9 protein-coding genes are annotated in these 10,629 nt (G+C 72.4%); 6 read left to right on the forward strand and 3 right to left on the reverse strand.

Annotation, left to right across the window (positions count from 1 at the left end; genetic code table 11):
• The first annotated feature begins 8 nt into the window (after window positions 1-8).
• Window positions 9-2,738 (forward strand): DEAD/DEAH box helicase, encoded by a 2,730-nt coding sequence (locus tag ABD140_RS33020; RefSeq protein WP_344245594.1) that lies wholly within the window; start codon window positions 9-11, stop codon window positions 2,736-2,738.
• On the opposite strand, the gene ABD140_RS33025 is transcribed toward ABD140_RS33020, so the two are convergent.
• From ABD140_RS33025 to ABD140_RS33035, 3 genes are all read right to left on the reverse strand, one after another.
• Window positions 2,731-3,426 (reverse strand): Crp/Fnr family transcriptional regulator, encoded by a 696-nt coding sequence (locus ABD140_RS33025; RefSeq protein ID WP_344245597.1) that lies wholly within the window; start codon window positions 3,424-3,426, stop codon window positions 2,731-2,733. The two genes, ABD140_RS33020 and ABD140_RS33025, sit on opposite strands and share 8 nt — an antisense overlap.
• A gap of 9 nt (window positions 3,427-3,435) precedes the next feature.
• Window positions 3,436-3,843, reverse strand: a complete 408-nt coding sequence (locus tag ABD140_RS33030; RefSeq protein WP_344245599.1) for a hypothetical protein — start codon at window positions 3,841-3,843, stop codon at window positions 3,436-3,438.
• A gap of 110 nt (window positions 3,844-3,953) precedes the next feature.
• Window positions 3,954-4,868 (reverse strand): 5'-3' exonuclease, encoded by a 915-nt coding sequence (locus ABD140_RS33035; protein WP_344245601.1) that lies wholly within the window; start codon window positions 4,866-4,868, stop codon window positions 3,954-3,956.
• Between the two features lie 29 nt (window positions 4,869-4,897).
• Between ABD140_RS33035 and ABD140_RS33040 the strand changes: the two genes are divergently transcribed.
• The 5 genes from ABD140_RS33040 to thyX all read left to right on the forward strand — a co-directional run bounded on the left by ABD140_RS33040 (window position 4,898) and on the right by thyX (window position 10,535).
• Window positions 4,898-6,022: a M24 family metallopeptidase gene (locus ABD140_RS33040; RefSeq protein WP_344245603.1), complete on the forward strand. Its 1,125-nt coding sequence runs from the start codon at window positions 4,898-4,900 to the stop codon at window positions 6,020-6,022.
• Window positions 6,023-6,193: 171 nt separating this feature from the next.
• Entirely contained in the window at window positions 6,194-7,507 is a 1,314-nt protein-coding gene (locus ABD140_RS33045) for an ABC transporter substrate-binding protein (RefSeq protein WP_344245605.1), read from the forward strand.
• On the forward strand, window positions 7,507-8,823 hold the full coding sequence (locus tag ABD140_RS33050) for a carbohydrate ABC transporter permease (protein ID WP_344245607.1): 1,317 nt from the start codon (window positions 7,507-7,509) through the stop codon (window positions 8,821-8,823). The genes ABD140_RS33045 and ABD140_RS33050 overlap by 1 nt, the downstream gene beginning before the upstream one ends.
• Window positions 8,820-9,662, forward strand: coding sequence for a carbohydrate ABC transporter permease (locus tag ABD140_RS33055; protein WP_344245609.1), 843 nt, complete (start codon window positions 8,820-8,822; stop codon window positions 9,660-9,662). Before ABD140_RS33050 ends, ABD140_RS33055 begins: the two co-directional genes overlap by 4 nt.
• Window positions 9,663-9,737: 75 nt before the next feature.
• Window positions 9,738-10,535, forward strand: a complete 798-nt coding sequence (gene thyX, locus ABD140_RS33060; protein WP_344245611.1) for an FAD-dependent thymidylate synthase — start codon at window positions 9,738-9,740, stop codon at window positions 10,533-10,535.
• The last annotated feature ends 94 nt before the right edge of the window (window positions 10,536-10,629 follow it).

Raw genomic sequence — 10,629 nt, forward strand, 5'->3', positions numbered from 1 at the left:
TGGTGGGTATGAGCAGTCCCGCCGAGCGTTACGCGGCCCACAAGAGACAGGTTTCGGAGAACGGGCCCGCCTTGCGGGAGTTCCAGGGCCTGTACGACTTCGACCTCGACGAATTCCAGCTGCAGGGCTGCCGTGCCCTGGAGCGGGGGCACGGGGTCCTGGTCGCGGCGCCCACCGGTTCGGGCAAGACCGTGGTGGGGGAGTTCGCCGTCCACCTGGCGCTGCGCGAGGGCCGTAAATGCTTCTACACCACGCCGATCAAGGCACTGTCGAACCAGAAGTTCAGCGACCTGCAGAAGCGCTACGGCGCCTCGCGGGTCGGCCTGCTGACCGGTGACAACTCCGTCAACGGCGAGGCGCCGATCGTCGTGATGACGACGGAGGTGCTGCGGAACATGCTGTACGCCGGGTCCCAGACCCTGGCGCAGCTGGGCTACGTGGTGATGGACGAGGTCCACTACCTGGCCGACCGGTTCCGCGGCGCGGTCTGGGAAGAGGTGATCATCCACCTGGCGGACTCGGTGCGGGTGGCGGCGCTGTCGGCGACGGTGTCCAACGCCGAGGAGTTCGGCGAGTGGCTGCAGGCGGTGCGCGGCGACACCGCGGTGATCGTGGACGAGCACCGGCCGGTGCCGCTGTGGCAGCACATGATGGTGGGCACCCGGCTGCACGACCTGTTCGTGGACGACGGCCGGGAGGGCCGCCCGAAGGTCAATCCGGAGCTGCGCCGCATCTCGCTGGACGACGTGCGCAAGGCCAGGATCAACAACAGCCGCCGTTCGGGGCGGCGCCGCGACCACCGCCCGATGCGGTTCCGGCCGCCGGCGCGCCCGGACGTGATCCAGCGGCTGGACCGGGCCGGGCTGCTGCCGGTGATCACGTTCATCTTCAGCCGCGCCGGGTGCGAGGCCGCGGTGGAGCAGTGCCTGCTGTCGGGGCTGCGGCTGACCTCGCGGGAGGACGCGCAGCTGATCCGGCGGCGCGCCGAGGAGCGCACCGCCGACATCCCCGAGGCCGACAAGCTGGTCCTGGGCTACCACAACTGGCTCGCCGGGCTGGAGCGCGGCATCGCCGCCCACCACGCGGGCATGCTGCCGGTGTTCAAGGAGGTCGTCGAGGACCTGTTCGCCGACAACCTCATCAAGGCGGTGTTCGCCACCGAGACCCTGGCGCTGGGCGTGAACATGCCGGCCCGGACCGTGATGATCGAGAAGCTCGACAAGTGGAACGGCGAGCAGCACGTCGACCTGACGCCGGGGGAGTACACGCAGCTGACGGGCCGGGCGGGCCGGCGCGGCATCGACGTCGAGGGCCACGCGGTGGTGCTGTACCAGCCGGGCATGGACCCGGGCGCGGTCGCGGGGCTGGCCTCCACCCGCACCTACCCGCTGAACTCCAGTTTCCGCCCGTCCTACAACATGGCGGTGAACCTGGTCGGCGCGGTCGGCAGGGAGCGGGCGGCGACGCTGCTGGAGGAGTCGTTCGCCCAGTTCCAGGCCGACCGGGCCGTGGTGGGGCTGGCGCGGCAGCTGCGCAAGGCCGAGGAGGCGATGGCCGGGTACCGCGAGGCCGCCGAGTGCCACATGGGCGACTTCATGGAGTACGCGGGCCTGCGCCGCGCCCTGTCGGACGCCGAGTCGGCGCTGTCGCGGGAGCGGGCGGGGGCGCGGCGGCTGGAGGTGGCGCGCTCGCTGGAGCGGCTGCGTCCGGGCGATGTGGTGGTGGTCTCGGCGGGCCGCAGCGCGGGCGCGGCGCTGATCCTGGACTCCGGGGTGGCCAAGCGCTCCGACGGGCCGGCGCCGCTGGTGCTGCTGGACAGCCGGCAGGTCAAGCGGCTGACGCTGGCGGACTTCGCCGTCCCGGCCGAGCCCGTCGAGCGGATCAAGATCCCCAAGTGGTTCAGCCCGCGTAACCCCCAGCACCGCAAGGACATGGCGGCGACGCTGCGCGAGAAGGTGCCGCACGGCGAGGTGAAGCGGCACCGGCCGCGCGGCGGCGGCGGAGAGGGCGACGACGCCGAGATCCAGCGGCTGCGCACGCGGCTCAAGCAGCACCCGTGCCACGGCTGCGACCAGCGCGAGGACCACGCCCGGTGGGCCGAGCGCTACTTCCGCACCGAGCGGGAGACCACGGGGCTGCGGCGCCGGGTGGAGTCGCGCTCGCAGGTCATCGCCCGCACCTTCGACCGGGTCTGCTCGGTGCTGGAGCAGCTGGGCTACCTCAAGGACGGGCGGGTCACCGACGAGGGCAGGCGGCTGGGCCGCATCTACTCGGAGCTGGACCTGCTGACCGCCGAGTCGCTGCGGGAGGGCCTGTGGGACGGGCTGGGCCCGGCGGAGCTGGCGGCGTGCGTGTCGGCGCTGGTGTACGAGTCGCGTCAGCCCGACGACGCCGCGCCGCCGAAGATCCCGCCGGGCACCCGCGAGGTGCTGACCCGCATGGTGCGCCTGTGGGGCGAGCTGGAGGGCGTGGAGAAGGACAACCAGGTCTCCTTCCAGCGGGAGCCGGACCTGGGCTTCGCGTGGGCGGCCTACCGCTGGACCGGCGGCGAGGACCTGGACGAGGTGCTCACCGAGGCGGGCATGACCGCCGGCGACTTCGTGCGGGCGATCAAGCAGCTGATGGACCTGCTCGGCCAGATCGCCGACGCCGCGGGCCCCGGCCCGGTCCGCGACACCGCCCGCAAGGCCGCGGACGAGATGCGCCGCGGCGTCGTCGCCTACTCCAGCGTCACGTGAACTCCCGGGGATCGTAGGTCTCGGCGTGGGCGCGGAGGCCTTCGGGGTCGAGGAGGGTGGTGCGGCGCCAGCCGGTCTCCACCAGGCCCAGGGAGCGCCATTCGCGCAGGGCGCGGGCGACGGTCTCGCGGGAGGCGTCCACGCAGCCGCCCAGTTCGGCCTGGGAGAGCGGGGGGATGCTGATGCCGCCGCCGGGGCGGGGCCGGCCGCTGTCGGCGGCCAGGCGCAGCAGGAACAGCGCGAGGCGGGCGGCGCCGCCCCGGCCGCCCAGCGCCATGATGCGCGTGTCGGACTGGTGCAGGCGGCGGTTCAGCGAGCCGAAGACCTTCGGCCAGGCGTCGGGGTGCTCGCCGAGGAAGGCGTTGAACCGGGCGAGGGGGACCGACAGGGCGGTCACCGCGTGCAGCGCGGTGGCGGTCGCGGTGCGGGCGGTGCCGGTGAGCGGCCCCGCCTCGCCGAGGAGCTCGTCGGGGCCGCGCACCGCGATCACGCACTCGTGGCCGTCGGGGTCGGTCATCCAGACCTTGACCCAGCCCTCGCGCAGGACGAGCACGTGGTCGGCGGGCTCGCCCTGGTAGCACAGGTGCTCGCCGGAGCGGTACCGGCGCAGCCGCCCTCCGCGCAGCAGGGACTGGCGGGCCTGCTGCTCCAGGCCGTCCCAGAAGGTCGTGGGGGAGGTGTCGCGCATGGTTCTCCTTCAGTGCACCGCCACCTGGACGGCCACGGTCCACAGGGCGAACGCCGCGCACGTCCCCAGGGTCCACAGGCGGGCGCGGAAGGTCCAGAAGCGGCGGGTCTCGATCCCGGCGAGGAGCTGGACGCGGTCGGGGACCGGGCCCATCGACGCCGAGGCGTGGTCGAGCAGCAGCACGATGCGGGTGCCGGCGGCCAGCAGCGGCACGCCCAGGGCGGCGAGCACGGTCCGGGCGGGGGTCGGCGGGGTCTGGGCGAGCGCCACCAGCTGGACGACCAGGCCCAGGGCCATCGTGGTGACGGCCCACCCGGCCAGCGCGGTGTCGTGGTTGGCGCGCTGGACGGCGCGGACGAGCTCGTGATCGGGGGCGTCGGGGCGGGTCAGGGGCTGGGGGCTGTGCAGGACGGTCATCGCTGCCCTCCGGGAGCGTCAGGGTTCATCCCTTGCCAGGGAACACCTTCGCGCGGAGAAAGGTTGCGCCTGCCTGCCCAGGGGGTCTGTGCCCGGTGACACAGGGACCGTTACAAAGCCGCGAGGATCCGCTTCACGGGGGAGGCCAGGTTCCAGCGCTCGGCGAGCGCGTCGAGGGCGGCCGGGTCCCTGGGGGCGGCCGGCAGGGTGTCGTCGACCTCGATCGGCAGCTCTGTGGCGACCCGGCACACCAGCTCGGCCGGCCCCAGGTAGTCGCGTCCGGCTTCCAGGCGCCTGCGGGGACCGGCGGGCAGGCCCTCGGTGACCCCGGCGTCCAGGGCCTCCAGCAGGGCGGCCAGGGACCCGAAGCGGGTGATGAGCGTGGAGGCGGTCTTCTCCCCGATGCCGGGGACGCCCGGCAGGCCGTCGCTGGGGTCGCCGCGCAGGATCGCGAAGTCGGCGTAGGCGCGGCCGGGGATGCCGTACTTGGCGGCGACCTCCGCCTCGCCGAAGACCTCCAGGTTGCGGATGCCCTTGGCGGTGTAGAGGATCCGCACGTCGCGGTCGGCGTCGACGAGCTGGAAGAGGTCGCGGTCGCCGGTCACCACGTCGACGGGGCCGGGGTCGCGGGCGGCGAGCGTGCCGATGACGTCGTCGGCCTCGTAGCCGGGCACGGCCGCGCGCGCCAGCCCCAGCGCGTCCAGGACCGCGTCGATGACGGGCAGCTGCGGGGTGAGGGTGTCGGGCGTCTCCTCCACCGACCCCGCGGGCGTCACCTCGGCGACCCGGTGCGCCTTGTAGGAGGGGATCGCCGCGACCCGGAACTCCGGCCGCCAGTCGGCGTCGAAGCAGCACACCAGCCGGGAGGGCCGCCGCTCGGCGACGAGCCTGGCGATCATGTCGAGCAGCCCCCGCACCGCGTTCACCGGCGTGCCGTCGGGCGCCTTCATCGATTCGGGCACGCCGAAGAACGCGCGGTAGTACAGCGAGGGGGTGTCCAGCAGCATGAGGCGTCCGGCGGGCATGGTCACACCCTAGCGGTTAGCTTGGGGGAATGATCGACGATGACCTGATGAGACGCCTGTACCCGGTGGAGCGGCTCGCCGCGGTGCGGGACGCCGTGGGGGAGGCGGGGCTGGGCGCGGTGCTGCTCACGCCCGGCGCCGACCTGAGATATGTCAGCGGGTACGACGCGCACGCGCTGGAGCGGCTGACGTGCCTGGCGGTCCCGGCCGAGGGCGAGCCGTTCCTGGTGGTGCCGCGGCTGGAGCTGCCCGCGGCGCAGGCCTCCCCGGCGGGGCGGCTGGGCCTGGAGTTCGTGCCGTGGGAGGAGACGGAGGACCCGTACGCGCTGGTCGCCGCGCGGCTGCCCGCCGCCGGGACGGTCGCGGTCGCCGACGAGATGTGGGCGATGATGGTGCTGCGGCTGCGGGACGCCATGCCGGGGGTGCGGCAGGTCGCGGCGGGCGAGGTGATGCGGCGGCTGCGGATGCGCAAGAGCGCCGCGGAGGTCGAGGCGCTGCGCGAGGCGGGCGCGGCCATCGACCGGGTGCACGCCCTGGTGCCGGGGCTGCTGCGGGCCGGGCGCACCGAGCGGGAGGTCGGCCGGGACATCGCCGAGGCGATCCTGGCCGAGGGGCATGTGCGCGTCGACTTCGTCATCGTGGGCTCCGGGCCCAACGGCGCCAGCCCCCACCACGAGCTGTCCGACCGGGTCATCGAGCCCGGCGACCCGGTCGTGGTCGACATCGGCGGCACCATGCCCAGCGGCTACTGCTCCGACTCCACCCGCAACTACGGCGTGGGGGAGCCGCCGAAGGACTTCCAGGAGTACTACGGGGTGCTGCTGGAGGCGCAGGAGGCGGCGGTGCGCGCGGTGCGGCCGGGCGTGGCGCCCGAGGCGGTGGACGCCGCGGCCCGCGACCTCATCGCGGCCGCCGGGTACGGGGAGTACTTCGTGCACCGCACCGGCCACGGCATCGGCCTGCAGACCCACGAGCACCCCTACATCGTCAGCGGGAACACCGAGCCGCTGGAGCCCGGCATGGCGTTCTCGGTGGAGCCGGGCATCTACCCGGGCGCGCACGGCGCCCGCATCGAGGACATCGTGGTGTGCACCGGGGACGGGTTCGAGCGGATGAACACCCTGACGCGCGAACTCGTCGTCGTGGACGGGTGAGGCGGGTTTTTTCGTCGCGGCGGGCCTTGCGCGCGCGGGGCCCGCCGCTCCCCATGATCCCTTCAGTAACGATCTCCTCACGAACACGGTTCTGATACAGAGGGATCGTGTGACTCACCGGTAGGGAGGGTAATGAGCCGGAACCCACCCGAACCCAGAGGAGCAAGACGCATGCGCACCCCCCGTTTCGTCGGCGTGACCCTCATCGCCGGCCTCGTTCTCTCGGCCACCGCGGCCTGCGGCGGTGACGACGGCGTCGAGGACACCGCCTCGGCCGATCTCAAGGGCGTGACGCTCGAGGTGGCGGGCCCATGGTCGGCCGGCGGCGGCGAGCAGGCCAACTTCCAGAAGGTGCTCGACGGGTTCGCCGCCAAGACCGGCGCGAAGGTCAACTTCACCTCCAACGGCGACACCCTCATCACCGTCCTGTCCTCCAAGATCCCCGGCGGCGGCCAGCCGGACGTGGCGATGATGCCCAACCAGGGCGCCATCAACGACTTCGCCAAGAAGGGCTGGCTGAAGCCGCTGTCGGCCGACGCCCAGAAGGCCACGGGCGACAACTTCGCCGCGATCTGGAAGACGCTGGGCACCGTCGACGGCACCCAGTACGCGGTGTACTTCAAGGCCGCCAACAAGTCCACCGTCTGGTACCGGCCCAAGGCGTTCGAGGACGCCGGGGTCCAGCCGCCCGCCACCTGGGCCGACTGGGTCAAGGGCGCCCAGACGATCGCCGACTCCGGCGTGGCGCCGCTGTCGATCGCCGGCGCCGACGGCTGGACGCTGACCGACTGGTTCGAGAACGTCTACCTCTCCCAGGCCGGGCCGGAGAACTACGACAAGCTGGCCAAGCACGAGATCCCGTGGACCGACGACACCGTCAAGGCCGCGCTGAAGACCCTCGCCGAGCTGTGGGGCAAGAAGGAGTTCATCAACGGCGGCCAGCAGGGCGCGCTGGCGACGGACTTCCCGACCTCGGTCGTCAACGCCTTCAAGGACCCGGCGAAGGCGGCGATGGTCTACGAGGGCGACTTCGTCTCCGGCGTCATCGGTGAGAACACCGACGCGAAGGTCGGCACCGACGCGCTGTTCTTCCCGTTCCCGGCGGTGGGCTCGGCGTCCCCGGTGGTCAGCGGCGGCGACGCGGCGGTCATCCTCAAGGACAGCGAGGGCGCCCAGGAGCTCGTGGAGTACCTGGCCTCGCCCGAGGCGGCCGAGCTGTGGGCGGCCAACGGCGGCATGGTCTCGCCGAACAAGAACCTCGACCTGGGCGTCTACCCCGACGACATCCAGCGCTCCATCGCCAAGTCCGTCATCGACGCCGGCGACAACGTGCGCTTCGACATGTCCGACCTGGCTCCGGCCTCCTTCGGCGGCACCAAGGGCGCCGGCGAGTGGAAGATCCTGCAGGACTTCCTGAAGAACCCGGCCGACGTGGACGGCGCCGCCGAGGCCCTGGAGAAGGCCGCGGCCAAGGCCTACGAGTAATGGGGACCCCCGTGATCCCGGGGGCGCCCGCCCGCCCGGCCGCGCACCGCGGCCGGGCGGCCCTCACCCGCGCGGGCTTCCTGATCCCGGCCCTGGTGCTGCTGGGGCTGCTGGTGGTCTACCCGATCGGGTACACCGCCTGGCGCAGCCTCTTCGACGCCGACGGCACGTCCTTCGTCGGGCTCGACAACTACGCCGAGATGTTCACCGACGGCGCGACCTACACGGCGCTGCGCAACAACGTCGTGTGGGTGGTGGTGGCGCCCTCGGTCATCACCGTCCTCGGCCTGGTCTTCGCGGTCCTCACCGAGCGCGTGCGGTGGGGGACGGCGTTCAAGACCATCATGTTCATGCCGATGGCCATCTCGTTCCTGGCCGCCGGCGTCATCTTCACCCTGGTCTACGACCACGCGCCCGAGAAGGGCGTGCTCAACGCCGTGGCCACCGGCGTCCACGACACCTGGGAGGCGCCCTCGCCCTACCCGGGCGCGCGGCCGCGGGAGAACGGGCCGCTGAAGGCGTCCGGCGGGGGAGCGGTGGCGCCCGGGAAGGCGGGCGAGGCCGCGCTGCTGCCGCTGGTGGCCGTCAGCCCAGAGACCCAGAAGGAGCTGCGGGACGCCGCGCCCGCCGCGCCCGAGCCCGGCGCGCTGACCGGCACCGTCTGGGTGGACTTCGCGCCCGGCGGGGCGGGCGAGACCGGCCGGATCGACCCCGGCGAGAAGGGCATGAAGGACGTCAGGGTCGAGGCCGTCGTCGGCGGGAAGGTCATCGCGTCGGCCACGACCGGCCCCGACGGCACGTTCCGGCTGGCGGGCGTCTCGGGCGACGCCGAGATCCGGCTGCCCGCCGAGAACTTCGCGCCCCGCTACGGCGGCGTCGACTGGCTCGGCCCCGGCCTGGTCACCCCCTCGATCATCGGCGCGTACGTGTGGATGTGGGCGGGCTTCGCGATGGTGCTCATCGGCGCGGGCCTGGCCGCCATCGACCGCGACGTGCTGGAGGCCGCGCGCACCGACGGGGCGAGCGAGTTCCAGGTCTTCCGCAAGATCACGGTGCCGATGCTGGCGCCGGTGCTCATCGTCGTGGTGGTCACCCTCGTCATCAACGTCATGAAGATCTTCGACCTGGTGTACGTGCTGGCGCCGGGGCCCGTGCAGCAGGACGCCAGCGTGCTGGCGCTGCAGATGTACGTGCGCTCCTTCGGCGGCAGCGACTCCGACCAGGGCCTGGGCAGCGCGATCGCGATCGTGCTGTTCCTGCTGGTGCTGCCCGCGATGGTCTTCAACATCCGCCGCTTCCGGAGGGAGAACACATGAGCGCCAGGCTGGTGCGGCTGGTCGGCCGCGGCTTCCTGCACGCCCTCCTCGTGGTGGTCGCGCTGGTGTGGCTGGTGCCGACGTTCGGGCTGTTCCTCACCTCGCTGCGGTCGGCGCCCGACAACAACGCCGGCGGCTGGTGGACGGTCTTCACCAGGCCCGCTCAGCTCACCCTGGACAACTACAGCGGCCTGCTGAAGAACGAGTCGATCCTCGACGGGTTCGTCAACACCGTGCTCATCGCGGTGCCCTCCACGCTGCTGGTGGTGGGGATCGCCGCGCTGGCCGCCTACGCCTTCGCGTGGCTGGAGTTCCCCGGCCGCGACTGGCTGTTCCTGGGCGTGGTGGCGCTGCTGGTCGTCCCGGTGCAGATCGGGCTGATCCCGCTGTCGGAGCTGTTCGGCGCCGTGGGCCTCATGGGCACGGTCACCGGGGTGGTCCTCTTCCACGTGGCGTTCGGCCTGCCGTTCGCCATCTTCCTGCTGCGCAACTTCTTCGCCGCGATCCCCGCCTCCCTGCTGGAGGCGGCCCGCATCGACGGAGGCCGCGACTGGACGATCTTCTTCCGGGTGATCCTCCCCTTGGGCCTCCCGGCGATCGCCTCCCTGGGCATCTTCCAGTTCCTGTGGGTGTGGAACGACCTGCTCATCGCGCTGATCTTCGCCGACCGCGACTCCCAGCCCCTGACGGTGGCCCTGCAGCAGCAGACCCGCTCGTTCGCCTCGAGCGTCGACGTGATCTCCGCCGGCTCCTTCCTCTCCCTGATCGTCCCCCTGGCCGTCTTCTTCGCCTTCCAGCGCTACTTCGTCCAGGGCGTCCTCGCCGGTTCCGTGAAGTGAGACGGGAGGCCGCCCGCGCCCGCTCCCGCCTCAGGGCGGGGCGGGCGCTCTAGTCTGTCCGTCGGGAGGGGACGGATGAAGAGTGTGGAGCCCGAGGTGTTCCTCGTGTCCAAGCCGCAGCTGGACTACGACGAGGTGGCGCGCTACCTGCGGGAGGTCGGCGGCGGGTCGTGGCTGGAACGCCTGGACCGCGGCGACCTGGACGGCGAGCTGAACGACCCGCAGAACCTCGCCGAGTTCGCGGGCCGCCTGTGCTACCGCTCCTGGGAGCCGGGGCTCAACCCCAATGTCACCCGGGTGCGCACCGACCAGACGGCCTACCTGGCGAACATCCTCGCCAGCCTGCACGGCTCCGTCCTGGAGCACGTGACCTTCGGGTTCGTGCTGCACAACGTGAGCCGTGTACTGACCCATGAGCTGGTCCGACACAGGCCGGGCACGGCGGTCTCGCAGGAGTCGCTGCGGTTCGTGCGGCTGGAGGACCTGCCGTTCTGGTTCCCCGAGTGGGCTCGGGAGGATCCGGAGCTGATGGGCAGGGCCACGGAGCTGCTGGAGCGGATGGAGGAGTTCCAGCGGTGGATGGCCGGGCACTTCGGGCTGGACGACGAAGGGGTGCCGTTCGCGGAGAAGAAGCACCGCACGTCGTTCATGCGCAGGTTCGCGCCCGAGGGCGTGGCGACGGGGCTGGTGTGGACGGCGAACGTGCGGACGCTGCGGCACACGCTGGAGACGCGGACGGCCGAAGGCGCCGAGGAGGAGATCCGGCTGCTGTTCGGGCGGATCGGAGAGGTCCTGCGAGCCGAGGCCCCGGCGCTGTTCGGCGACTACGAGGTGGTCGACGGGGCCTGGATCCCGCGCTGGCACAAGGTGTGACCCCGTAGGAGCCGTGACGGCCCCCGCCGTCAGCCCAGAGACCCAGAAGGAGCTGCGGGACGCCGCGCCCGCCGCGCCCGAGCCCGGCGCGCTG

The organism is Actinocorallia libanotica (assembly GCF_039525175.1).
Classification (GTDB): domain Bacteria; phylum Actinomycetota; class Actinomycetes; order Streptosporangiales; family Streptosporangiaceae; genus Actinocorallia; species Actinocorallia libanotica.

What these genes read in the sequence shown, in the direction of transcription:
- ABD140_RS33035 (WP_344245601.1), bottom strand. Translation starts at nt 4,868, where the DNA reads ATGCCCGCCGGACGCCTCATGCTGCTGGACACCCCCTCGCTGTACTAC.
- ABD140_RS33030 (WP_344245599.1), bottom strand. Translation starts at nt 3,843, where the DNA reads ATGACCGTCCTGCACAGCCCCCAGCCCCTGACCCGCCCCGACGCCCCC.
- ABD140_RS33025 (WP_344245597.1), bottom strand. Translation starts at nt 3,426, where the DNA reads ATGCGCGACACCTCCCCCACGACCTTCTGGGACGGCCTGGAGCAGCAG.
- thyX (WP_344245611.1), top strand. Translation starts at nt 9,738, where the DNA reads ATGAAGAGTGTGGAGCCCGAGGTGTTCCTCGTGTCCAAGCCGCAGCTG.
- ABD140_RS33045 (WP_344245605.1), top strand. Translation starts at nt 6,194, where the DNA reads ATGCGCACCCCCCGTTTCGTCGGCGTGACCCTCATCGCCGGCCTCGTT.
- ABD140_RS33020 (WP_344245594.1), top strand. Translation starts at nt 9, where the DNA reads ATGAGCAGTCCCGCCGAGCGTTACGCGGCCCACAAGAGACAGGTTTCG.
- ABD140_RS33055 (WP_344245609.1), top strand. Translation starts at nt 8,820, where the DNA reads ATGAGCGCCAGGCTGGTGCGGCTGGTCGGCCGCGGCTTCCTGCACGCC.
- ABD140_RS33050 (WP_344245607.1), top strand. Translation starts at nt 7,507, where the DNA reads ATGGGGACCCCCGTGATCCCGGGGGCGCCCGCCCGCCCGGCCGCGCAC.
- ABD140_RS33040 (WP_344245603.1), top strand. Translation starts at nt 4,898, where the DNA reads ATGATCGACGATGACCTGATGAGACGCCTGTACCCGGTGGAGCGGCTC.